Genomic DNA, 24,643 nt, shown 5'->3' with positions numbered 1-24,643 from the left:
TTTATAATGGCTATTGCTGTTGGATGTTTCCTTATTTTCTTCATTGAAAGTTGATTGTAGCGTAAGGTTGCCGACTCCTACGGGACGAGCGGTCAGGTGGAGACTCCTAATGGCGCAAAGCGGCAGGAGGCTCACCGTGCGCCCCGTGGAAAGCGTGCAACCTGGAGTGGAAATCAACTGCTTTCAAGAGCAACAATGACTTACAAAAAAAGGACACCTCGAGATCTGAGGCATCCTTTTGTAAAAATTAATCTTGTTTTGGTTCTTCTTCATCTTTTTTGTTAAGTGTAACCTTAACATCATCAGATGGTTTCGAAATCGTCTTTTTGTCAGGAAGCTGACCTGTTTTAACAAGCTCTTTGATTTGTTCCTCATCAAGCGTTTCAACAGATAGCAATGTCTGAGCGATGATTTCTAACTTAGAATTGTGTTCTGTAAGAATCTGACGACAGCGCTCGTAAGATTCTTTAATGATGCGTTGAACTTCTAAGTCGATCTCATGCGCGATTGCATCACTGTAGTTTTGCTCATTATTGAAGTCTCTTCCTAAGAACACTTGGCCTCCTTGAGAAGAACCAAACTGCATTGGTCCGAGACGATCACTCATACCAAACTCCGTTACCATGCGGCGAGCGATACCCGTTGCACGCTGGAAGTCATTATGAGCACCAGTACTTACTTCATTGAATGTGATCTCTTCAGCAACACGGCCTCCAAGCAATCCAACGATCTTATCTTCTAGTTCTGGTTTAGTCATGAAATAACGATCTTCTTTAGGAAGCATAACCGTATATCCTCCGGCTTGACCACGAGGAACAACTGTTACTTTATGAACGGTATCGGCACCTTCTAGAACTAGACCAATCACTGTGTGACCAGCTTCATGGTAAGCTACAATGTTCTTTTCTTTTTCAGAAATAACACGGCTCTTCTTAGCAGGACCTGCTATTACACGGTCAATCGCTTCATCTACATCGTCCATATCGATCTTTTTCTTGTCAGAACGGGCAGCAACTAATGCTGCTTCGTTTAGTAAGTTTTCTAGATCCGCACCAGAGAAACCTGGAGTACGCATCGCGATCGTTTTTAAGTTAACGTCTTCTGCAAGCGGCTTGTTGCGCGCATGCACTTGAAGAACTTCTTCACGGCCTTTTACATCTGGGCGGTTAACCGGAATCTGACGGTCAAAACGTCCCGGACGAAGAAGTGCCGGGTCAAGAATATCAGCACGGTTGGTAGCTGCGATGATGATGATTCCTTCATTCGCACCGAAACCATCCATCTCAACCAGCAATTGGTTCAGGGTCTGCTCACGTTCATCGTGACCGCCACCTAGACCAGCGCCACGCTGACGTCCTACAGCATCAATCTCATCAATGAAAATGATACAAGGAGCGTTTTTCTTTGCATTTTCAAACAAATCACGGACACGGGAAGCCCCGACACCGACGAACATTTCAACGAAATCAGAACCTGAGATCGAGAAGAACGGAACGCCTGCTTCACCTGCTACAGCACGTGCAAGAAGTGTTTTACCGGTACCCGGAGGTCCGACTAAAAGAACACCCTTAGGAATACGCGCACCTAGTGCAGAGAACTTGCGAGGATCTTTCAAGAATTCAACAACTTCTACAAGTTCTTGTTTCTCTTCATCCGCTCCAGCTACATCTTTAAACGTAACTTTTTTCTTTTCTTCGTTATAAAGTTTTGCCTTGCTCTTTCCAAAGTTCATTACACGGCTTCCGCCACCCTGAGCTTGATTAAGCAAGAAGAAGAATAAAATAAAGATAATGACAAACGGGATAATCGATGTAAAGAACGTAACCCAGCCGCTCGTCTGTTCCTGCTGTTTGAATTCAACATTTGCGCTGTCTGCAAGCTGTTCAATTTCAGCAAGTGTATTGCCGGTTAACGGAGCATTCGTCTGGAATACTTCTCCTTCTTTCGCTCCCTCCAGCTTTCCTCGGACAACATAAACGCCACCCTCTGGCTGGTAAACAATGCTTTCTACTTTACCGTCTTCAATGTACTTTGTCAGCTGATCATAACGGATTTCTTTTACTTCGTTGTTGTTGCCGTTGAAAAAGCTGACAACTCCAACTACAACTAAAAAGATTAATAAATAAAATATCGTATTACGGAAGATGCGATTCATTCCTTACCTCCTTAGGCGAACAATCAAATCTTATGCGGTTTTTGTTATTCTTACTTTTCGTAGATCTCTGGCTTTAATACGCCAATGTAAGGCAAGTTGCGGTACTTCTCGATATAATCCAAGCCGTATCCGACAACAAAAGCATCAGGAACGATAAAGCCAGCTAAATCTGGTGTAATATCTACTTTTCGTCCTGTTGGCTTATCTAACAATGTTACAATCTTAACCGTTTTGGCCTTGCGTGCTTTAAACAAGTTCACCAAATAGCTAAGAGTCAATCCGCTGTCAATAATATCTTCTACAATGATTACGTCTCGACCTTCTAAGGAAGTATCTAAATCTTTAACGATTTTCACTTGACCGGAAGAAACGGTAGAAGCTCCATAGCTGGAAACAGCCATTAAATCGATCTCGAGGTGGATATCCATTCGTTTAATCAGGTCTGCCATAAAAGGTAATGCACCCTTTAGCACTCCAATTACTAATGGAAAACTGTCCTTATATTCCTCTGATAGCTCTTTTCCAAGTTCTTTGATCTTCCCTTGAATGGCTTCTTCAGATATAAGTGTTTCTAAAATTTCATCATGCATAGTTCAACAAGCCTCCTAGACGTCATGGCGATTTTTTTGAAAGCGTAAGATAACCCACTGTTCAGAATGATTTATATGTTTGCGTCCTGTGTGTTTCAGTCCGGGAAGCCATATAATATCGCCGTTGGCATTAACAACGACAGGCCAAACTTTCCGTTCTTCTTGTGCCACTTTAGCATCAATAAATATATCTTTTAATTTCCGCGTACCGACGCCGGCAATCGCCATCCGGTCACCTGGTCTGCGGTTTCGAACTCGTAAAGGGAGACTTACATCATTCGGTGAAAACACAAAAACATCTTTTCCTCTAATTGAAGCTGGTTCACGATCCGTTATTTCAGCAGTTAATATTCCAATCGGAACTTCTGCTTTGCCAGGCACATCCATAGATAACTCATATGAAGGTTCTTCATTTTTTACCTGCTCAAAACTTAATGTACATCTGTCATAAGTTCGGCTGACAAAAAGGCCTGACGGAAAATGCAAAAATCCGGATGGATGCTCACTTCCGAGCAAACTAAGAAAGTTTTCCTTATGTACAGAGGAAAGAGATGAAGGATTTAATTTATACAGATAGTTCAATATTAGTGTAATCCCTCTTTTTTGTAAAGGAATAGGCATCTTGTTAAATGCGGATACAGATAACTCTATTTTCCCCTCTGTTTTAACTATTAAAACCTTTTCTAACTCTATTTCAGCCTGATGTAATATATACGCTTCATCTTCTGTAATGGTTTCACTTAAATACTGAAATCTTTCATGAACATTCGGGTTTTCCTGTTTTAAAAAAGGCAGCACTTTTTTTCTAAACCTGTTCCGTACATATTTTTCACTTTCGTTCGACGGATCATAAACAGGATAAAGATCTTCCACTTTACAATAATGCTCGATTTCGGCTTTCGTTATTCCTAAAAAAGGACGAATAATTTCCCCTTCAGCGAAAGAGCGTTTAACAGGTATTCCTGCAAGACTGTATCCTTCACTTCCTCTTGTCATCCTCATGAGCATCGTCTCTACTTGATCATCACCATGATGAGCGAGCGCCAGAACATTGGCTTCGTACTTCTTCATAACCCGCTCAAAAAAATCGTACCTGCATGTTCGGGCTGCTGTTTGCAGTGAAAGATGATTCTCTTTTTGATAGTCTGCCACATCTGCTGCTCCGCCTTCAAACGGGATGTTTCTATCTGAGCAAAACTTTTCAGTCATCGCCAGTTCACGGGCAGACTCTTCACCCCTAAGCTTATGATCAAAGGATGCGGCAACTACTTTAATACTGTATTTAGCTGACCTTTTCCATAGAAAATGAAGCAAGGCTAATGAATCTGGTCCTCCGGATACGCCAACAACAACTGTTTTCGCAGATGAAAGAAGCTGGTGCTTTTTAATAAAATTTTCAACATGCTGCAACCTAACCCGCTCCTTCACACCGATTCTCCTTAAAATCATATCAAAGAATGCTGCTGACTTACACTCTTACATCGTCTGGCCGAGCATATAAAATAAATAAACCACAAAGACAAAAGTAAATACTAAAAAAGTTTCGGCAATAAAACTTTTCTGTTTCTTTTTTTGTGACTGTCTTGTCTGCTTTTGTACAGCTGCCTTTTTTTGTACAGCAGGATTTTTATTTTGCTGAACTGTGCGTTTATCTTTTTCATTCAATAAAAGCACAAGTTCATTTCTCATCTCTTCAGCATATCGATACTTTCCGTTCCATGCCTTCTCAAGAATATGTGCGTAAAGTCTAAGCATAGGACTGTTTTTTCTTAATTCCTGCATCTGTCTATCGGGATCACTCTTTTTCGTAAAACGTGCTGGATAAGCCAGGTTCACCATCACCATTCCAGCTGAAAACAGATCATAAGAAGGCTCCGCTTTTCGTGAACCCTTCCCCCAATACCCCCGGTCAAAGAACTCTGTGTATTCTTTTATAGACCGGTCCATGACAGTCGTACCGCCGACATCAATCCATCTGATCCGGTATGGGGGACCCGTAACAAGTAAATTGTCAGGCTTTAAATCCCCGAAAGCCCAGCCTGCCTGATGAAGCATGTGCAGATCTGTTAAGAGCTGAACGAGCAGAATCCCCGCCCATTCGGGGGATTTCGGCCGCATAAAATCAAAAAGCGTCTCACCTTTTAAATATTCCATCGCATAAAACGGGTATGTTACGCTTCTTATCTGCCAATCATCCACATCGATTAAAGAAGGTCCAAGGACTTTCCCCTGGACCTTAGAAAAACGCTTCAGCACATTCACTTCTGATGTAATCGACATCTGGTCATGTCCGATCTTTAAAGCAACCGTACCGTTAATAGAATCAGCGAGATACACCGCACCTGTTGCACCATAACCTAAACGGCGGCGTATACGATAGATAAGCTGGTTCCATTTTCCACGAATTTCTTCTCCTGCAGCTAAGTTACATACCGGACTCTTCGATATATCCTGGGGCATCATCGGACAAGAAGCTCCTTTTCGAGGATCGTTTACGAGTGAATGCAGCGATCCCTTCTTTTATTGCCGGGCCTGTTGGTGTAATTCCGCCTAGTGTAAGCTTTGAAAATATTTTGCCGATCGAATCTAATTTCGAAGACCAGCTTAATAATTCTTCCACTTCTTTCTTCTTTCCAGGGAAAGCAAAAATCGAAAACTCATTTTCACCGATTCTCGAATTTAGTGAGATAGATAGATCCAGCAATGATTCCTGAACGGTCAGCATCTTATCTTCCATCGAGCCGGATGCATCTATCAATACCAATACTTCGAGGTTCATAGTTTCTCCCATTTCGTCGACGACTTCCATCACCTCTCCGCGTTTATCAGGAGGAAGATCCTCCATCGTAGATTTGCTTCCGAGGATTTGTTGCAGTTCTGCATTAACGACACCTTTAATCGTTTGGGCCATCGCTTTTTGTGTTACCATCTTTACCGTTTGTGCAAGCTGTTTCGTATAAACGACCTGACTGATTCCTCCTCCAGCCATCGCTATATCTTCTACTTCTTTTAATCCCTGTCTGTGATACTCAGGCGCATTTTCATTCAATACCCCGATTACATTTACTGCAATGCCTTGCTCATGAGCAAGTGCCGCCATCGCTACTGGATCTTCACCTTGATTTGAACAACCGTCTGTAATCAGCAGAATCTGCCTCAACGTTCCTTTTTTACGCATTCTCTAACACCTCTCAAGTACGATTTTTAACGTATTACCATCATCGTCAAAAAGGTCTTGGAATATACGTTTAAAGAGTCTTTTTGCTCATAAAAAAGAGGCATGATTCAAAACTAAAAACGTTTAATGTCATGCCTCGTTTGATTAGCTATTTCTTAAATATTATTGCTATAAGAAGATGTTGATTTCCGCTCCAGGATGCTCGCTTTCTTAGGTAAGCCTAGTGAAGAATATATATATCATATGAAAGCTTAAATGAGGGTTTCAGTTATTTTTTATTTTTAATGAAAAATAAAAAATGGAGGCTGCAGAAAGTAAGTTTACTTACTTTCTGGACAGCCTCTTATTCTAATAAACTATTGGGCTTTCTTTCTGTTTAAGTTTACTTTCGGGTAATGAGGGACAGTTGCCCATTTCGGGATATTTTTTTCGATCTTCGTTACCGCCACAGTCATATCGTCCTCGATTCCGTTATTTCCTGATCGGATAACCTCCTCCATAATAAGATCTGCGATTTCCTGAGGATCGTCAGTATCGATTTCTCTTATTTTGCGTTTTAACCATGCATCAATATTTTCAATGTGACGAGGGGCTTCATAGATTCCGTCACTCATCATGATCAGAATATCCCCTGCTTTTAATTGCTCGTCCACAACATCTACATCAAAATCCTGGATGATGCCCATCGGCAAGTTGCTTGCTTCCACTGTTTTTACTTGGTCACCCCTTTTAATAAAACTTGGAGTCGAACCGATTTTCAAAAACTTAGCAGATGCGTCCTGGAGGTCGATCATAGCCAGATCAAGCGTTGAGAAGATCTCGTCTGTTGTTCTCAGCGATAATACGGAATTTACCGATTTGATCGCTACTTCTTCTTCAATGCCTGACTGAAGAATTTTCTGCAGAAGCTGAAGGGTTTCATTACTTTCTATGAAGGCACGTTCGCCGTTGCCCATTCCGTCAGCTATAGCTACAGCAAATTTGCCGGCACCAATTTCAATCGTCGAGTGGCTGTCTCCAGAAAGCCAAGCTCCTCCTTTTGCTGCTGAAGCAATTCCTGTTTCCACCACATATTCCCTTGCTGAATGAAATGACAGGTGACAGAAACCCGTTGCATAATTCGCACATTCCTCATGTGTAACAAGAATCGTCTCTTCTAAAATATCCGATAAGATCGGTGCGATAAGTTTCTCTGCGATTCCGGAATTGTTGCAGTAAGGAATCGTCATCTCGATATCAACGTTTGACGCTTCTAAGCTGTAAATATCAACATGCCCAACATCAATCCCAGCTTGGAATAATGAGTCTTTAATCTGCTCTTCTTGAATCTGATGATTTTCCTGTTCCCGCTGAATTTCTTTTGCAAAGTTCCCCATGACTTGAGAAACACCCATAAGCTGATCCGCGACAAGTCTGCGGCTTTCCTGAACTTGGATCTTCAACTTTTGGCTTGCTTTATATTGAGATAGTTCCTGTTTCATTAAATCTGTAACTTTTTGCGGTTTAATACAGTGCTTTTCCCAATCACGTTTTAACTTCCGGTCTCTTATATCGCCGTAATCTTCTTGTTCGACCATAATTTTTGTCATTAGGTCATAGGTGGAAGTGAAGTTTTGAGCCCAGCATTGTTCCTTCTTAAAGCATGTCTGACATGTTTTTTCTGTTATATTGCTCAAGAACAAATCAACTTCTCGTGAGCTTTCTTCTTCATTCAATGACAATCCAACTGAACCGAACGAATGAGACAGCGCCTGGAATAATGAAGAGAATCTTTCGACGCGGCTCGCTGTAACATCACGAATCTTTTTTAAATATTGTTGTTGCTGCATCGAATGCTCTCTTGTACCCGGAACATATTTTGATATATTGCTTATCGCTGTTTTAGGAGTTAACAGAAACAGAAGGATGGCAAATCCTGATTCCATCAAGGTAGATGTAATTTCTGCCCTGCCCTCACCATACAGTCCGATCAATACAGTTCCGATGATAAGCCCTAAGCTTACCCCAAATCTTTTCCCTTCTTTTAAAAGTCCGCCTAGCAAACCAGAGAACGCGAGCAGGCTCATTTGAGACAGACTTGCTACTTGAGCCAAACTGAGAATCAAACCAGTGACTACACCAACCGTAGATCCGATCGCTGCACCACCGACAAAAGCAAACAAAAGCACGAGATAACGGGATACGACATGTTCAACGGAGACATCATTGATCTGCCAGCCGATTGTACCTGTCATTACTGAGGCGAGAAGGATCATTAAACATACGATCTCTTCGTTCTTCAATGACTGAGGAATCTTCTTATACGTTAACAAAGGAATGGATTGAAGGAAGATTAAGGTGAGTACTAAGCTCAGTCCTCCCTCCACAAGAGCAAGCATCGTATCGACCCGCTCAAGTCCGCCTTCCCCAAATAAAGAAAATAATGTTCGGGTTATCAGGCTTGATCCGAATACCAATAGCGGCAAACTTTGAATTCTATTTTTGATAAATAGATCGGTACCTTTCTGCAGACACGCATAGACAAGCAAGGCACTTATGAAGAACAAGGCATTGATCGGCTGATGTGTCAGTGCGCCGGCAAGTATTGCAAATACAGCAATACCTGTCCGTTCTTTTCTTAAGACAAATACACTTGCTGCAAAAGGCAATGCAAATGGAGCCATCTCAGCTAAAATCATAGCTCGTCCTAACAAAAAGCCAATTCCAAACAACAGCATTCTCCAATTAAAAATGCTCTGGTTCAAAATCTGAAGCCATCTCTTACTTGTCTTATAGACTGCCTGCTGACCCTTCTCTACCCACACCATGCCTCTAATCGGTTCGAGTACTTCTTGTTCTACCTTCTGCCACATCCCATACACCACCCGTTTCCAATTTGTGTAACCATTATAAACAGGTTTAGAACAAAGATTTTGTCAAAAGAACAATGTTTACTAGAAAAACTTCTCGACGGTCTTCCCCACCATTTCACGAAAGAAAAGCAAAAGAGGACAGCATTCGTATAAAATGAATAGCTTAATTAATGAATTAAAAGAGATTAAGAAGAATTATGATGAAAAATAAATGGTTATTTATTAATAAAAACGGGGATTTAATTTGAATATATTTTTAGGCATAAAAAAAGAGCGCCATTTGCAAGCGCTCTTGAACATTTTAGTATGTAAGTGTCAAAAAATGGTAGCGGCGGAGGGAGTCGAACCCACGACCTCACGGGTATGAACCGTACGCTCTAGCCAGCTGAGCTACACCGCCATTTGTAAAAGACACAAGTAGTATATTACAAGAATCCTCTATAACTGTCAACGGTTCTTTTGAATTTTGTCGAAAAAAGTTTTTACAGGACTGCGTTCAAGCTATATTATAACGCTTTTTGTAAATTTCATCACTGACAAGTTGATTGGAGCGCAAGGTGCGAGACTCCTGCGGGACGAGTGGGAAAGGTGAGACTCCTGAGGGTGCGAAGCGCCAGGAGGCTCACCGCCCGCCCCGCGGAAAGCGAGCACCTGGAGTGGAGATCAACTACTTTAAAAAACAGCAAACAAAAAGCACCCTAATGAATAGGATGCTAGCCATATATAGATGAATGAGCATTAAAAATGCATCAATTATCCTCTTCGGCCGCCGCGGCCTCCTCTTTTTGATTCAGTACTACGCTTTAAAGTAGTGAGTCGGTCTTCACTATCCTTAAGGAACTTGCTCATCTTATCCTCAAAAGATAATGCAGTAGAGTGGTTATTACCGCCGCGATTTGGACCTTTGCGGGATTTGTTGAATCCGCCTCTAGATGGTGCAGGTCTAGTGGAAGCAACATTTTCTTTTGCTTTCTTAATAGACAGACCGATCTTTCCGTCCTTTTCGATGCTCATAACCTTTACTTCGACTTGATCACCAACTTTAAGAAATTCGTTGATGTCCTTTACGTAATTATCCGCAACTTCGCTAATATGCACGAGTCCTGTAGTACCCCCTGGCAGCTCAACAAACGCTCCAAAATGAGTAATCCCAGTAACTTTCCCTTGCAACTTGCTGCCTACTTCAATTGACATGCAAAAAATGCTCCTCCTTAAAAAATCTCAAAAGATATCAATACTTATTATACATTCGAAAAAATCTGCGTGTCAATGAACGCTTCTTGCTTTATTCTGGAAGTTTAAAGATTGTTTCACCAGGCTTTGACATAAAAAAGTCGCGTCTGGCGATTTCTCCAATGTATTCTTCGTCTTTTAGTTTATTCACTTCGTCTTTAAGTTGTGCCTTTTCTTCTAAAAGAGCTTTATATTCTTCGGTCAGCTCTTTCTGTTCCGTCTGTTTTTCATTTAAAAGGGAGAGTTGCTCTGCAATACCCGTAATAATTAAAAAAGCAAAAAAGGAAAATACGATAAAAGCCCCCGTTAAACGCCTGTACAGCCCGCGTTTACGTTTAGCGATCACCTTCTCATGGCGTTCTTTATTCTGGATGTATTGTGAGTGAATCTCTGTTATCTTCTTTTGGCGCATTTGTTCGCTCTTCCCCTCCTTTACTTCTTTTTTCCCTTCCAATTGCTGACTTTATTCTTCACTGAATTAAAAAACCCTGCAATTTTTAAATATTTCTCTTTTAAATTATACCATTTTTGTTTTGGAATGAAACGCCATACAAGGCTTCCGATCCACTTAAAAGGAGAAAAAAGAATCTTTAATAAAACAAAGATTATTCTTTGTAAAAGCTTCAATACATATAAAAGAATACCCGTAATAAGCATAATCAACCATTTTATCGGCATCACAAGTAAACTGTTGAACAGATTATATAAGAACCGGAAAATTGCTGCTGCAGCTGAAACAAACCATTCCAGCAGCTTTTTATATATGTTTTCGAAAAGTGCACGATAAGCAGCATAGCCGCAAATTAAAGCAATAAAAATATAAAAGCGAATTTCGGCGTGATTGACGTGAAGAAGAACATAAAAAACCAGCAAAGCCTGTACCAGCCAAAAGAGCAGATCATTTAAGAAATGAAGCCAGTGCCACTTTCGCTTTTCATGGATGAACCGGCTGTAGGTATCAACAGCCATACCGATCCATATCCCCATGAAACCCATAGCCAGCATGGTTTGAAACTGTACGGTTAACGTCATTTGAACAATTTGCCGAAGAAACCTTTATTCTTTTCACCGGTTTGCTGGTCTAGGTAGACAAGATCGAATACTTTTCCTTCGATATTCACCACACCAGATTCGACATCAAGGTTTTTCATCTTCAAGTTTGTCCCGCGTATCGCTAGAAAGCCCATCGTGGTTTCAAGCAGAAATTCCTCATTATCAAAACTTTCAACTTGCTTAACACCTGTGATCTCCAGATTCTTACGGCCTATCATTCTAACATCATGATTTGGAGTGCTTACTTTTTGATTATAGTTGTTATTGAAATCATATCGTTGGTCCATACATTCCCCTCCTCTATTCCATACAAATGTATGAAACAGGCTGGGGGAATAGAACAAGCTATGATGAATCAAAAGAGCTGTTTTTTGAGTCAGTAGTATTCTTGTTTTGGATGTTTTCTTTTTATCCTCCATGTAAGTTGATTGAAGCGCAAGGTCCGAGACTCCTATGGGACGAGCGGTCAGGTGGAGACTCCTAATGGCGCAAAGCGGCAGGAGGCTCACCGCACGCCCCATGGAAAGCGAGGACCTGGAGCGTAAATCAACAACTCACATAGAACAACCATGCTAAAACCACAAAAGGAAAAAGAACCTGAAGAATTCAGGTTCTTTACTCAGTCGTTTCGATGCGATTTTCTTCGAGAACGGTATACATGTTATCCGCGTCCTCTTTTTTGGTCGTATCTTTAAGCTCGTTGATTTTCACCTTTACAAGCTTTTGGCCAAAGCGAATCGTAAGCACGTCCCCAACTTTTACATCAGAAGAAGCTTTCGCCTGCAATCCGTTTATCGTGATACGGCCTTGATCTGAAATCTCCTTCGCCACGGTTCTCCGTTTAATAAGACGGGAGACTTTCAGAAATTTGTCTAAGCGCATGCTTACTTAACAGCTTCTTTCAGCTTGTTTCCTGCTTTAAATGCTGGAACAGTAGCAGCTGGGATTTGAATTTCTTTACCTGTTTGAGGGTTGCGGCCAGTACGGCTAGAACGCTCGCGAGTTTCAAAAGTTCCAAATCCAACAAACTGTACTTTTTCTCCGCCTTTAAGAGCAGCAGTGATTTCATCGATTACGCCATTAACGACTGTTTCTACATCTTTCTTAGTAAGACCTGACTTTTCTGAGATATTTGTTACCAATTCATTTTTGTTCATTTTTATTACCTCCTAAGGTTTCTTTCAAAGAATTCGTTAGAAACCCTTTATAATTAAGGGTTCATGGTATTTCTCGAGAAAATATTCTCTATTTCTCACTATAATCCTTCTTTGTAGAAAAAAAAATTATTTTGCTTCATCCCACAGACGATCCATTTCTTCCAATGTAACATCTTCAAATGAGAGGTTCTTTTCCTTTAGTGCTGACTCAATATAACGAAACCGCTGATAAAACTTTCTGTTCGTTGCGTTAAGAGCTTCTTCAGGATCGATTTTATAGAAACGGGCTAAATTTACAACGGAGAACAGCAGATCACCAAGCTCTTTCAACTGTTCTTCACCTTCAGCTTCCTGAAATTCTTTTAACTCTTCTAAAATCTTTTCATAAACCGGCTCTGTTTCTTTCCAGTCGAATCCAACCTTAGCAGCTTTTTTCTGATATTGAAAGGCTTTTTGAATAGCCGGCATTCCCTTAGGCACACCGTCTAACAGAGACTCTCTTTTTTCCTTGCCCGCTTCCCGAGCTTTTATAGCTTCCCAGTTTGCAACGACTTCATCGGCGTCTTCTGCATTTACGTTACTAAACACGTGAGGGTGACGGCGGATCATCTTCTCGGTTAAGACAGAGATCACATCATCTATCGCAAAAAAACCTTCTTCTTCGCCAATCTGAGCGTGCAGAAGCACTTGCAGCAGAACATCACCGAGCTCTTCAGCCAAAGTTTCATCATCTTCCTCATCGATCGCTTCGAGCACTTCATACGCTTCTTCAATTAAATATTTCTTCAGACTGACGTGTGTTTGTTTCTGATCCCATGGACAGCCTCCAGGCCCCCTCAATCTTTCGATAACACTTTTTAAAAAAGCAAAATCTCTGTACATCAATGTGTCTTCTTTAACAGGTGGTACGTATACAGCGGTTAGATTGTTTAATGTAACAGATTGATCTAACTCGAACAACGGAACTCTTTTGATCGTCTCACTTGAGCTCCCGGCTGCTGTTACAACAGTCACTTCATAATCATCTGGGTACTTCTCCATGAGTGTCAATTTTACTTCCGATGCGATAAATGAATCGTACACTTGAACGATAACAAGATGATGCCGAATTTGGATCTCTTCTTTTTTTAGTGAGGTTCCATCAAGTATTTGACAACCTTCAATCGGGTCAATCTTTAAAGCCGTGTACATTTCATCGAGAAAACTTTTACCGCCTGCTACAGAGACTTCTGTATGATTTTGATCAGCATTATGCAGCAGTAGCTGCACTGCCTGCTCAGCAACTAAAGGATGACCTGGCACGGCATAAATCACATGCCCGGTTTCTTCAGCAGCGTTAAATAACAGTTCTGCAATTTCCTCATATACAGGCTGGAACTGATCATGCTTTTCGTATATATCATCAAATGTTATAAATGTTTTCCCTTGTGCGATAAGCTCTTCTACAGCAGGGTGATGGATCGTTCTGGCATATATGGTTTCTGCTGATTCGAGCAACCGATATATACCGAGCGTCATTTGATCTAGGTTCCCTGCCCCCAAGCCTATAATCGTAATCTTTTTTTTCATTTTGGCCTCCTTTTTTTCAGCCGTTCTACTAACTTCCTGATCGTATCGATCGAGTGGAATACTGATTCCCACTCACTTTGAGAAAAAATTTTTAATTTTATGATGGCTGTTAGGTAGATCACTCCGCCAAGTACAGCAGAAGTTATGCTGATAAACATAGCATCTAACCTAGAAACACCTTCAAAAATATTTTCGGCAATAAATACCCACAACATAACACCTGCAGCCATAACACCTAATGTAAATAGATAAGAGAATAGGTTAACTGCTCGTATATTGCTCAAAAACCTCGTAGCCATCTGGAGTCTTATTAATTGGAGCACGGCAGCAATACTTGTAGCAATAACAGTTGAAAGTGCTGCTCCTTCCATTCCGAAGTGCGGTATCAATATCAGGTTTCCCGCAACTTTCACGAGCATTGCAGCCAAAATGGATACCGCTGCATATCTTCCATGACCGATTCCCTGCAAAAGGCCTGTAGAAGTATAAATAATTGATACCGAAACAATGGACAAACACAATACAGCAAGTGCAGATGAACCCTCTGCATTCCTAAAAAGCATAGTATTTAAAGGTTCCATGATACAAATGAGCCCGACTGCTGCTGCACCGCCAAAAACAACAGAAATCTTTACTGACAGCTTTGTAAGCGACTGGATATCAGCGTTTCTTTTTTGCTGCACTAAATGTGCCATTTCCGGGACGACAGCAAGTGCTACAGAGGCGGCGGCTACAGTTCCTAGCTGAAGAAGAGGCTGACCTCGGTCAAATACCCCTTTTAGCAGTTTGGCGTCATATGCCTGCATTCCGCTTTCAACCCACACGTTTACAAAAAGGAATGCATCAACCAGCTGCATCAGTGCTAAAACAAGTGCGCTTAAGGAAAGATAAATGCTCGACTTCAGAAGTTCCATTCCATATGAAACCCTTATTTTCGCCTTAGGATGATAAGCGGGAGTGATTCCTTTTCTCCAGAAGAACAAAAGGAATAATCCTGAGGCGGCAGCACCTAAAACCGATCCCGATAATGCGCCTGCTCCTGTTTCATAGCTGGAATAACCCTCTCTTACAAAATAAAATGAAATTAATAATATTCCTGAAACCCGAACAGTTTGTTCGAGCAGCTGTGAAACTGCTGTAAGCTGCATATCACCATACCCTTGATACGCACCTCTGAGAAAAGCAGACAGCGGTATAAATAAGAACAGTACGGATATAACACGAATCGGTAAAGAAAGGTGGCTGTCACCCATTAAAACGGCTATGTAAGGTGCGGTAATAAATAAAAATATAAAAGAAACAATCCCTAACAAAAAGGATGTCCAAATTGATGTCTTTATAAGATGATCATTGTTGCTGTTTTTAGATGCGATCATTTTAGAAAGAGCCATCGGAAATCCTGTAAAAGCAACAGCAGCGGATATCGCATAGAATGGATAAGCTTGCTGAAATACATAAAAACCGAAATCACCTGTCATGTTTTGATAGGGAATCCGGTAGACGGCACTTAATAATTTTACAACAAGTGCTGTTGCAGTAAGCAGTAAAGCACCTTCCCAAACAGAAGACTTTTTTGTGTTCATTTTAGTACCTCAAAAATCCGTTTCTTTCGTTTTAAAAGACTCAATCAGCGTTGCTTTTGAAAGTTGTTGATTTCCGTTTCAGGACACTCGCTTTCCGCGGGGCGGGCGGTGAGCCTCCTCGCGCTTTGCGCCCTTAGGAGTCTCACCTGTCCCACTTGTCCCGCTGGAGTCTCGTGCCTTACACTCCTATCAACCTGCCAGGTGTCAAATAAAAATTCCTAGCAGAAGCATCAATCCTTTTTAGAGAGTGTATTTAGATAAATATTTCCCGGGACGACACATGTCGACACATCTCTTTACAATTCTTTTTAATTCAACGTATTATACCACAAGCGCTCATGCCTTTGTTGCAACGTATCGCCCGGCGATACACATATATGGAAAATAAAAAAAGAAAGGGCGAAGTTAGCCCTTTCTTATTGCTCCATCTGTCTGGCTAAAAATCCTGCAGCTGTTTCAGCAAGTTTCTGCTCCAGTTCAGTAAGCTTCTTTCCTTCTTTTCCGATCATAACGACCGCTCCGATTGGATCGCCACCCGCTATGATTGGTGCGATTACATGAGATGTATTTTCTTTAATACCATCAATAAGCTCAGCTTCTGTACCGTTTGATTCAACCAGAGTCTTCCTGTCACTCATAGAAGATTCTACTACTTTGCCGATCGCTTTATTGTAATAGTCTTTTTTGGATCCGCCAGCTACCGCAATATATGTATCACGGTCAGCAATTAAAACAACATGACCTGTACTGTCAGCAAGGCTTTCGGCATATTCTTTCGCAAAGTCGCCAAGCTCATTAATAGGAGAATATTTTTTTAAGATGACTTCTCCATCTCTGTCTACAAAAATCTCAAGCGGGTCACCCTCGCGAATCCTCAGTGTTCTGCGGATTTCTTTAGGTATAACAACGCGCCCAAGATCATCAATACGTCGAACGATACCAGTCGCTTTCATATAAATAATGCCCTCACTTTCGGATGATGATAGTGCACTGATGTAACAACAAAATGGTTCCTTCTCTGAAAGAATGTTCCATTTTCTAGGTTTATTATTTGTTACATCTCCTGTTCTATTCACGAATGAGAGGGCTTATTAAATTTTAGCGTGTATTTGTTGTCTTTTCTTTCCTCGCATGCTTTATTTCTTTTAGGAAAAGGTCGACTTGTTTTAAGAGTTCCAGATCTTTGAGGCGTTTTCGGTTAATAACCACTTTCATAAAGTTATTTTGCATACCTAGGTTCACGTGTCTTCCGATTTTGTTTGCGATCTCAAACATTTTTCCTCCATCAACTGATGCTGTTGAACTTTCGGTGAGGAGCATATTAATCGTGTCTTGCTTCTGTTCGATCGATTGAATACCTTCACGCTTAGCACGCAGCTTTATTCCCGCTGCGAGCAGCAGACATTCAACTTCCACTGGATAATCGCCAAAACGATCGATGAATTCCTCCTGCAGATCCGAAATATCTTTTAGCGATTTAGCGGCACGTACATGCTTATACATTTCTATCTTTTGTTTCTCATCCCCAATGTAACTTGATGGAATATAAGCATCCACTTCTATATTGAAGTCCATCTCCTCTTCCACTTCTTTTGGTTTCGTTCCTTTGCGTTCCTCGATTGCTTCTTCAAGCATTTGCGAATAAAGGTCAAAACCTACAGAATCGATAAATCCATGCTGCTGTGCACCAAGAAGGTTTCCGGCACCTCGGATAGACAAGTCGCGCATCGCAATCTTAAAGCCTGAACCTAACTCTGTGAATTCTTTAATTGCCTGCAGTCGTTTCTCAGCGACTTCTGTTAAAACTTTGTCACGCTGATACGTAAAATACGCGTAAGCAACGCGGTTGGATCTTCCTACACGGCCGCGGAGCTGATAAAGCTGGGATAAGCCCATCTTATCTGCATCATAGACGATTAGCGTATTCACATTCGGAATATCAACACCCGTTTCAATAATCGTTGTTGATACTAATACATCATAGTTTCCTTCTAAAAATTCAAGCATGACCGTTTCAAGCTCGTTCTCTGACATTTGCCCGTGTGCATATGCCACTCGGCAATCAGGAACAAGCATAGAAATCTGTTCAGCCATCCTCTCTATAGAATCAACCCGGTTATATAGGAAATACACTTGACCGCCGCGGCCCATCTCTCTTTCTATGGCTTCACGGACCAATGAACCGTTATACTCCATGACATAAGTCTGAATAGGGAAACGGTTTTCAGGTGGCGTTTCTATGACCGACAGATCACGTACACCGAGCATGGACATGTGAAGGGTACGCGGAATTGGTGTCGCTGTTAATGTAAGTACATCCACATTCGATTTCAGCGTTTTAATCTTTTCCTTGTGCGTGACCCCAAAACGCTGCTCTTCATCAATAATTAATAATCCCAGGTCCTTATATTGCACATCTTTTGAAAGAAGACGGTGCGTACCGATCGCAATATCTACAGTACCTGCCTTTAAACCTTTAATTACTTCGTTTTGTTCTTTTTTTGAACGGAAACGGCTTAAGCTGCCAATCGTAATCGGAAACTCTGAAAACCGCTCACGGAATGTTTCGAAGTGCTGCTGAGCAAGAATGGTCGTCGGTACGAGAAAAGCTACCTGTTTTCCATCCATAATCGCTTTAAAAGCAGCTCGGATTGCCACTTCTGTTTTTCCATAGCCAACATCTCCGCAGAGCAGCCGGTCCATAGGACGAATGCTTTCCATGTCTTTTTTAATCTCTTCAATCGTACGCAGCTGGTCTTCTGTCTCCTGATACGGAAAGCTGCCTTCAAATTCACTCTGTTCAGCACCATCCTCTGAGAACGCGTATCCTTTGCTTGCTTCACGTTCAGCATAAAGCTTGATTAAATCATCTGCGATATCCTGTACAGATGACTTTACTCTGCTCTTTACTTTTTTCCAGTCACTTCCGCCTAATGAGTAGATCTTGGGTTCTTTACCTTCAGAGCCTACATACTTTTGTACTTGATCGATCTGGTCCACAGGTACATAAAGCGTATCATTGCCAGAGTACTTGATGTGCAGATAATCTTTATGCACGCCCTTGATCTCGAGCGTTTCAATCCCTAAATATTTTCCGATCCCGTGGTTAACGTGAACAACATAGTCCCCGACTTTTAACTCCGAGTAGCTTTTTATTCGTTCAGCATTTGTCATCTTCTGCTTACGGGCAGGACGCTTCGCTTTTTTCGTGAAAACTTCCTCTTCTGTTATAACAACAAGTTTTTGCTTTGTTGATTCGAATCCACTAGCAAGATCTCCAAGTAATATCTGGCTTGTTTTCGGGCGAATATCTTTGTCGTCATCTATTATCCCGGCATCCATCTCATAGTCAGCCAGAACTCTTTCGAGCCGGTTTGCACGTTCTTTGTTAAGCGCAACAAAAACGATCGCAAAGCCGAGCTTCTTCCAGCGATCCATTTCTCCTTTTAGTACATTCATCTGTCCATGGAAGTTCTGCATACTTTTGCATTCTACATTTAAAATGTTCAGCGGCTGAGTATGCGGAACATGCCTTAAGAAAAGAGATAGATAAATAATCGGGAAACTCTTTTTATCACCTAGGATTCCGTTCGTGTCAGGGGATATCGTGAGACCCCTGACAAGTTCACCATGTTCCAAAAGTGCGGTTTGCCACTCTGCTTCTTCCTTATCAAGTTGCTGGCTCGTTTCCTGTATTCGTCCTATCTCATCCATAATGATTAAACAATCAGAAGAAACATAGTCCAACAGGCTTGCGGGATTATCGTAAAACAAAGAAGCATACTTATACATGCCTTGGAATTGTTGATGTTCTCTTAAACGTCCTGTTTCATAACTTATATTCTCAACAAGCATCTCTTTAAGTGAATCATCTTTAATATTTTTCAGTGTATCTGCCAGCCTCGCATCAATTCGACCAGCGGCTTGTTCGTAATGCTCATCAAACAAAATGAGTTCTTCTGCAGGGGCAATAGAAATCTCTTGTACTTTATCCTTTGAACGCTGCGTTTCTGCTTCAAAGTACCGGATAGAATCGATCTCTGTATCGAATAGTTCGATACGAACAGGGTTCTTAAGAGTTAGAGGGAAAATATCAATAATTCCCCCACGCACACTAAATTCGCCAGGAGTTTGGACCATTGATGTCCGTTCATACCCCATAGCAACAAGCTTATTCAATATTTGATCAGGATCGATCTCCTCTCCCATTTGAAAAGAAAGCCCTGCTTGTTTCCAAGTTTCAATAGGCGGCAAGTATCTTCTTAGTCCCGCAATCGGTGTAATGATGACACCTGAAGCAGAATTGCTTAAATAGTTCAGAGCATCGATGCGCTGGCTCTTTAATTCTGGACTTGATATCGCCATTTCTGAAGAGATTAAGTCGTTTACCGGATATAAATAAACTTCATCTTCAGGTAGAAGGGAAATTAAATCTTCATACAATTTTTGTGCCTGAAATAGGTTATGTGTGACAACCAGTTGAGGCTTACCCGTTTTTTCATGAAGGCTGCTGATCAGCATCGTACGGGCAGACCCTGAAAGACCTGCAACTAACTGTTCTTTCAGTCCGGCATTTATACCGTTTAATATTGAATCAATATCTTCTCCCTGACTAAAATATCTCTTTAATCCGAGCAATTTTTCCTCCCCCTCTCGCGCCGTTCCTAGCCGTAAACAATGACATGTAAACAGAAAAAGGCTTTGGTCCGCATCATAGCCTGCGGCCAAAGCAATACCTTATTGAATAAAAGATTTCAGTGTATGAAATTCAGGATATCGTTCTAATGTATCCTGACAATCTTCACAAGTAGTCGTTACCTCTATATCTCCATTCTCTTTGTAAGAGAGTAATTCCTGCCGTTCTTCTGCAGATAGTGCTTCAAATCCAAGGTTCGAAGTGTTCACAGTATGGTGATCGATGGTGCCAACATGGGTTTTACAATGCCTGCACCTGTAATGAATAGCCATATACGTTCCCCTTTCGGTTAGCATTCTACTAACCATTATGAGCGGAACATGTGTAATCTATTCTTTACCCGTTAAACTTATTCATCACCTTATCAAAAGATGTATCAATAAAAGCCTCACTCGCTTTAACTGCACGTTCAATTCCATTCTCCACATCAAGCTGTTCTTCTTTTGAGAAACGGTTAAGTACAAAATCAGGAACAGGCTGCTGATTTTGCGGACGGCCGATTCCGAATCGGATGCGTTTAAATTCCTGTGTTCCAAGATGAGCAATCATAGATTTTATTCCATTATGACCGCCAGCACTGCCTTTCGTTCGCAGTCTCAGTTTCCCTGGTTGAGTATCGAGGTCGTCATAAATCACAAGAATGTCCTCAACAGGTATTTGAAAGTAGTCCATGAATGGGCGTATACATTCACCAGACAAATTCATATACGTCAGAGGTTTAAGCAAATAAATTTTTTCTCCGCCAACGTTGGCTGTGCCGTATATTCCCTTGAATTTTGTTTGCTGCATTTGAATGTTCAAAGAATCGGAAAGTCTGTCGATTACTTCAAACCCAATGTTATGTCGGGTTCCATCAAATCTTGACCCAGGATTCCCGAGTCCTATAAACAATTTCACTTTTGGTTCACCTAACCTTTAAAATGTCATACGATCATTATACATCAATTCTGATAAACAGAATAAAAACGCAGCGTAGGCTGCGTTTTGTATATAACTATTCGTCTTTCTTCTCGTCTTCTTGACCTTCCTGACCATCGTCAGCAACAGATTCGGAGGACTCTGGAGCATCTCCAGCTTCATCCGCTTCTTCAGTTTCTGGGTCAGTTTCTTCGTCTTGAAGTTTAGGTGGCACAACACTCGCGATTACTTCATCTTCTTCATGAAGAATTTCGTATTTGCTGCCAGTCGGCAAGTCCTTAACGTATAGAGAATCACCAATATTTAAGTCTTCAACAGAAGCTTCCAATTGCTCCGGGAAGTCAGACGGCAGTGCTTTTACGTTTACAGTTGCGTGTACACGCTGCAGAACTCCGCCTTCCTTAACCCCCACAGAATCGCCTGTTAATACAACTGGCACCTCAGCTTCTGTTTCTTTATTTAAATCAATCGCAATAAAATCAATGTGAGTAACTGCATTCTTTAATGGGTGTACTTGCATTTCCTGTACCATTACAGAATAATCTTTTCCATCCACTTTAAGTTTGAGTACGCCGTTTCTACCTACTTCTCTATAAGCTTTAATAAATTCAGGTTCATCAACGGACAATGCAACAGACTTTGTTCCATAACCATAAAGGTTTGCCGGAACATGTCCTTTATTTCTTAACTCCGTCAAAAATGAACGTTTTTCAGTATTTCGTTTTTCGACTGTTAGATTCGTTGCCATAATGAGATCCACCTTTCCTATTTCGAGTCTCTTAAAAGGATTACCCGAAGTGAAAGATTTTAAAACGTGAAGTTTATTATCTCGATTTAGAAAGGTTGATTCCCGCTCCAGATGCTCGCATTTCGCTAGGAGTACAGTGAGCTCCCCAGCTTTTTTGAGATATCGGAAAAAGCGAGACCCCTGCAGCGTACCCCATCAAGTTTTATCCCCCCTTTTTTATAAAAAGGAGGGACTTTGAGCGAAAAATGAATAGTTTGAGCGAAACTAAAGTCAATCTGAGCGAAGAAAGAGAATTTTGAGCGTAACTCGGCGTTTTTGAGCGTAAGTCAGAAAACCTGAGCGAACGTGTAATAAATATAAGAACACGTACCGTAAACTGCTTCTAGAACATCGCTTGTACCAGTTTACGAAGACTTCAACTTAGTCAAATAACTTAGATACTGATAGCTGCTCGTGAACACGGATGATTGCTTCTCCTAATAAAGGAGCTACGGAAAGCTGTGTTACTTTGTCGATTTTCTTCTCTTCAGGAAGAACGATCGTGTTTGTCACAACAAGTTCTTTAATAGAAGAGTTTTGGATTCGGTCCATAGCTGGTCCTGAAAGTACTGGATGCGTACAGCATGCATATACTTCCTTCGCTCCGTTTTCAATAAGTGCATTAGCAGCTAACGTAATCGTACCCGCTGTATCAATAATGTCATCGATCAAGATTGCCGTTTTGCCTTCAATGTTACCTACGATGTTCATTACTTCTGATACATTCGGGCGAGGACGGCGCTTATCAATGATGGCGATCGGAGCTTTAAGACGGTCAGCCATTTTACGCGCTCTTGTAACACCACCATGATCGGGTGATACGATAACGATGTCATCCAAGTTTTTATTTGAGAAATAGTTAGCAAGAATTGGCACACCAAGCAGCTGATCTACAGGAATATCGAAAAAGCCTTGAATTTGAGTTGCATGAAGATCGATTGCAATTACACGAGTAGCTCCCGCTGTTTCAAGCAGGTTTGCAACAAGCTTTGCAGTGATCGGCTCACGTGCACGTGCTTTTCGGTCTTGACGTGCATAACCGTAGTATGGAATAACGACATTGATCGTTTTAGCAGATGCACGTTTTAAAGCATCAATCATAATTAAAAGTTCCATTAAGTGCTGGTTAACAGGGTCGCTAGTGGATTGAATAACATAAACTTCACAACCACGGATACTTTCTTCAATGTTGATTTGAATTTCCCCGTCACTGAATTTTGTTACTGAACTTTCTCCAAGCTCAATTCCAATATGCTCGGCAATTTCTTTTGAAAGCTCCTTATTGGAATTTAAAGTGAAAACTTTTAATGTAGGATCTACATACGTACTCATTGATGGCTTCATCCTTCCCCACTCTTAATTAATTATTGGTTTTGTTTTTCGTTAAGCTTTTGAACGTAGTTTTCTTTAACGGTCTGGCGCGATCTTGCTATGGACAGCGACTCGGCCGGAACATCATTCGTAATGGTAGAACCTGCTGCAACATAAGCGTTTTTCCCCACAGTAACAGGTGCTACTAAGTTGGAATTACAGCCGATGAACGCACCATCTTCTACTTTTGTCAGGAACTTATTCTTACCATCATAATTCACAGTAATAGATCCACAACCCAAGTTAACATCTTTGCCGATCTCGGCATCTCCAATGTAGCTTAAATGTGAAGCCTTGCTTCCTGTGCTCATAACAGATTTCTTAATTTCGACAAAGTTGCCGATCTTAACATTATTCTCAAGAACAGATTTAGGGCGAATGTGAGCAAACGGCCCGATAGCTGTTTCATTCCCCACTTCACTGTCATGGATGACAGACTGGCGGATTGTATTTCCATTGCCCACCACACTGTCTTTTATTTCTGATTGAGGACCGATGATATTCTCTTCACCGATCTTCGTATTTCCTAAAATAACGGTTCCAGGGTAGATAACTGTATCACTTCCGATTTCTGCATCATCGGAAATATACGTTTGTTCTGGATCGATTAATGTAACGCCATTTCTCATATGACGCTCGTTGATTCTCTTTTTCATAAAGCTTTCCGCTTTTGAAAGGGCAACTCGGTCATTTACACCCAGCGTTTCATTGAAATCGGGCGTTTGATATGCCGCTACAACCTCACCGGCCTTTTTCAAGATCTCAATTACGTCAGGCAAATAATATTCACCCTGTACATTGTCATTGCTTACTTTCTTTAAAGCTTCAAACAACGCTTTATTATCAAAACAGTATGTTCCTGTATTAATCTCAGTAACTTTGCGCTCTTCCTCAGATGCATCCTTATGCTCAACGTTTCTCTCAACCGTACCTTCACTGTTGCGAATGATACGGCCATAACCTGTTGGATCATCTGCCTGCGCTGTAAGGATAGTAGCCTTTGCCCCAAGTGATTCATGTTCAGCAATAAGCTTTTCCATGGTTTCAGATGTAATAAGCGGAGTGTCACCACACACCACAAGAGTCACTCCATCTTCGTTAGCCAGAACCTCTTCTGCCTGCATAACCGCATGGGCAGTTCCGAGCTGCTCTTCTTGAAGGACATACTGAATGTGATCGCCCAGTTGTTCCTGAACTTTTTCTGCCCCATGGCCAACTACAGCCACCATTTGCTTCATTTGAAGTGAGCTGATCTGGTCAACAACATGCTGAACCATTGGCTTACCACATACAGGATGTAACACTTTATATAATTTGGATTTCATCCTTGTTCCTTGACCCGCAGCAAGAATGACCGCATAGCGATTTGTCATAGTGAACCTCCATCCATTCTCCTAATTCTTAATATACCATTACGAATATATCTTAAACGCGGGGGCATTTCAAGAAGTGACGCGGGATTGTCAATGGTTTGATATAAATAGAGAAAAATATGGAGGAA

Annotated in this window: 21 protein-coding genes and 1 tRNA gene; all 22 read right to left on the bottom strand. The window is 41.3% G+C overall.

Annotated features, from left to right (window positions below; genetic code table 11):
- Positions 1 to 247 precede the first annotated feature (247 nt).
- The gene (gene ftsH, locus EV282_RS19650; protein ID WP_130297519.1) at positions 248 to 2,155 is read right to left on the bottom strand and encodes an ATP-dependent zinc metalloprotease FtsH; all 1,908 of its coding nucleotides are present in this window, start codon (positions 2,153 to 2,155) and stop codon (positions 248 to 250) included.
- Positions 2,156 to 2,205: 50 nt separating this feature from the next.
- On the bottom strand, positions 2,206 to 2,745 hold the full coding sequence (hpt, locus tag EV282_RS19645; RefSeq protein ID WP_066285441.1) for a hypoxanthine phosphoribosyltransferase: 540 nt from the start codon (positions 2,743 to 2,745) through the stop codon (positions 2,206 to 2,208).
- A 15-nt stretch (positions 2,746 to 2,760) separates the two neighbouring features.
- Entirely contained in the window at positions 2,761 to 4,155 is a 1,395-nt protein-coding gene (gene tilS, locus EV282_RS19640; protein WP_242611959.1) for a tRNA lysidine(34) synthetase TilS, read from the bottom strand.
- 66 nt (positions 4,156 to 4,221) lie between these two features.
- On the bottom strand, positions 4,222 to 5,208 hold the full coding sequence (locus tag EV282_RS19635) for a serine/threonine protein kinase (protein ID WP_130297517.1): 987 nt from the start codon (positions 5,206 to 5,208) through the stop codon (positions 4,222 to 4,224).
- A complete protein-coding gene (locus EV282_RS19630) occupies positions 5,171 to 5,923 on the bottom strand; it encodes a vWA domain-containing protein (RefSeq protein ID WP_130297516.1) in 753 nt (250 codons plus the stop codon). Before EV282_RS19630 ends, EV282_RS19635 begins: the two co-directional genes overlap by 38 nt.
- A gap of 356 nt (positions 5,924 to 6,279) precedes the next feature.
- The gene (gene spoIIE, locus EV282_RS19625) at positions 6,280 to 8,775 is read right to left on the bottom strand and encodes a stage II sporulation protein E (protein ID WP_130297515.1); all 2,496 of its coding nucleotides are present in this window, start codon (positions 8,773 to 8,775) and stop codon (positions 6,280 to 6,282) included.
- 323 nt (positions 8,776 to 9,098) lie between these two features.
- Positions 9,099 to 9,175 (bottom strand) — tRNA-Met (locus EV282_RS19620).
- A 353-nt stretch (positions 9,176 to 9,528) separates the two neighbouring features.
- Positions 9,529 to 9,969: a S1 domain-containing RNA-binding protein gene (locus EV282_RS19610; RefSeq protein WP_130297513.1), complete on the bottom strand. Its 441-nt coding sequence runs from the start codon at positions 9,967 to 9,969 to the stop codon at positions 9,529 to 9,531.
- A 91-nt stretch (positions 9,970 to 10,060) separates the two neighbouring features.
- A complete protein-coding gene (locus tag EV282_RS19605; protein WP_066285430.1) occupies positions 10,061 to 10,420 on the bottom strand; it encodes an FtsB family cell division protein in 360 nt (119 codons plus the stop codon).
- A gap of 20 nt (positions 10,421 to 10,440) precedes the next feature.
- The gene (yabQ, locus tag EV282_RS19600; protein ID WP_130297512.1) at positions 10,441 to 11,040 is read right to left on the bottom strand and encodes a spore cortex biosynthesis protein YabQ; all 600 of its coding nucleotides are present in this window, start codon (positions 11,038 to 11,040) and stop codon (positions 10,441 to 10,443) included.
- Positions 11,037 to 11,348, bottom strand: a complete 312-nt coding sequence (gene yabP, locus EV282_RS19595; RefSeq protein ID WP_066285426.1) for a sporulation protein YabP — start codon at positions 11,346 to 11,348, stop codon at positions 11,037 to 11,039. Before yabP ends, yabQ begins: the two co-directional genes overlap by 4 nt.
- 328 nt (positions 11,349 to 11,676) lie before the next feature.
- Positions 11,677 to 11,943: an RNA-binding S4 domain-containing protein gene (locus EV282_RS19590; RefSeq protein WP_130297511.1), complete on the bottom strand. Its 267-nt coding sequence runs from the start codon at positions 11,941 to 11,943 to the stop codon at positions 11,677 to 11,679.
- Between the two features lie 2 nt (positions 11,944 to 11,945).
- Positions 11,946 to 12,218, bottom strand: coding sequence for an HU family DNA-binding protein (locus EV282_RS19585; RefSeq protein WP_130297510.1), 273 nt, complete (start codon positions 12,216 to 12,218; stop codon positions 11,946 to 11,948).
- 126 nt (positions 12,219 to 12,344) lie between these two features.
- On the bottom strand, positions 12,345 to 13,787 hold the full coding sequence (gene mazG, locus EV282_RS19580) for a nucleoside triphosphate pyrophosphohydrolase (protein ID WP_130297509.1): 1,443 nt from the start codon (positions 13,785 to 13,787) through the stop codon (positions 12,345 to 12,347).
- Positions 13,784 to 15,370: a putative polysaccharide biosynthesis protein gene (locus EV282_RS19575; RefSeq protein WP_130297508.1), complete on the bottom strand. Its 1,587-nt coding sequence runs from the start codon at positions 15,368 to 15,370 to the stop codon at positions 13,784 to 13,786. The genes mazG and EV282_RS19575 overlap by 4 nt, the downstream gene beginning before the upstream one ends.
- A 416-nt stretch (positions 15,371 to 15,786) precedes the next feature.
- Positions 15,787 to 16,323, bottom strand: a complete 537-nt coding sequence (gene spoVT / locus EV282_RS19570) for a stage V sporulation protein T (protein ID WP_130297507.1) — start codon at positions 16,321 to 16,323, stop codon at positions 15,787 to 15,789.
- A 145-nt stretch (positions 16,324 to 16,468) separates the two neighbouring features.
- Entirely contained in the window at positions 16,469 to 20,008 is a 3,540-nt protein-coding gene (gene mfd, locus EV282_RS19565) for a transcription-repair coupling factor (protein WP_130297506.1), read from the bottom strand.
- A gap of 99 nt (positions 20,009 to 20,107) precedes the next feature.
- Positions 20,108 to 20,338, bottom strand: coding sequence for an anti-sigma-F factor Fin family protein (locus EV282_RS19560; protein WP_130297505.1), 231 nt, complete (start codon positions 20,336 to 20,338; stop codon positions 20,108 to 20,110).
- A 64-nt stretch (positions 20,339 to 20,402) separates the two neighbouring features.
- On the bottom strand, positions 20,403 to 20,963 hold the full coding sequence (gene pth, locus EV282_RS19555) for an aminoacyl-tRNA hydrolase (RefSeq protein ID WP_130297504.1): 561 nt from the start codon (positions 20,961 to 20,963) through the stop codon (positions 20,403 to 20,405).
- Positions 20,964 to 21,060: 97 nt separating this feature from the next.
- Entirely contained in the window at positions 21,061 to 21,732 is a 672-nt protein-coding gene (locus EV282_RS19550; protein ID WP_130297503.1) for a 50S ribosomal protein L25/general stress protein Ctc, read from the bottom strand.
- A 420-nt stretch (positions 21,733 to 22,152) separates the two neighbouring features.
- On the bottom strand, positions 22,153 to 23,103 hold the full coding sequence (locus tag EV282_RS19545) for a ribose-phosphate diphosphokinase (protein ID WP_077365594.1): 951 nt from the start codon (positions 23,101 to 23,103) through the stop codon (positions 22,153 to 22,155).
- A 32-nt stretch (positions 23,104 to 23,135) separates the two neighbouring features.
- Positions 23,136 to 24,515 carry a bifunctional UDP-N-acetylglucosamine diphosphorylase/glucosamine-1-phosphate N-acetyltransferase GlmU gene (gene glmU, locus EV282_RS19540; protein ID WP_130297502.1) on the bottom strand — a complete coding sequence of 460 codons (1,380 nt, stop codon included), beginning with the start codon at positions 24,513 to 24,515 and terminating at the stop codon, positions 23,136 to 23,138.
- Positions 24,516 to 24,643: the final 128 nt, after the last annotated feature.

The sequence above is a fragment of the Fictibacillus sp. BK138 genome (genome assembly GCF_004216955.1).
In the GTDB taxonomy this organism is placed as follows: domain Bacteria; phylum Bacillota; class Bacilli; order Bacillales; family Fictibacillaceae; genus Fictibacillus.
Note: the sequence above shows the minus strand (reverse complement) of the source record. Positions and strands in the feature narration are given on the sequence as shown.